The sequence below is a fragment of the Klebsiella sp. D-Nf1 genome, from assembly GCF_002810515.1.
In the GTDB taxonomy this organism is placed as follows: Bacteria; Pseudomonadota; Gammaproteobacteria; order Enterobacterales; family Enterobacteriaceae; genus Klebsiella; species Klebsiella variicola.
Window position 1 is genome coordinate 1 of sequence record NZ_PIOK01000037.1, and the last position, 476, is coordinate 476.

Sequence of the window (476 nt, forward strand, 5' to 3'; positions counted from 1 at the left end):
GCCAGCTTGCCCGACAGGTAAATCGCCGTCGGGCCGTCGGCACCGCCGATAATCCCGATGGCCGCCGCCTGCGGCAGGGTGAAGCTGATGATGCCGAAGTAGTTCAGCGTCAGCGCCCCGAGCACGGTGGCGAAGATACCGAACTGCGCCGCCGCCCCCAGCAGCAGGGTGCGCGGGTTGGCCAGCAGCGGGCCGAAGTCGGTCATTGCCCCGACGCCCATAAAAATCACCAGCGGCGCGATGCCCGAGCCAATCGCCACCTTATAGAAGATGGCCAGCACCCCGGCGGAGTAACCCATGTCCACCGCGAGGCTCTCCATCTGCCCCTGCACCGACGGCAGGGCCAGCGCCAGCGCCTCCTTGATGGCGTGGACGTCCGGCGCGCAGTGGAGCTTCGCGGCAATCACCGCCAGCTGGACCGGGTCGTGGTGGGCCAGCAGGTTTTCCAGCGCGCTCAGCGCCAGCCCGGCCTCCGG

The 476-nt window shown here is 68.9% G+C and carries 1 protein-coding gene; it reads right to left on the minus strand.

Annotated features, from left to right (window positions below):
• Positions 1–476 (minus strand): sodium ion-translocating decarboxylase subunit beta (locus CWM54_RS27895; protein WP_206054249.1); only part of this gene is annotated, 476 nt, incomplete at both ends.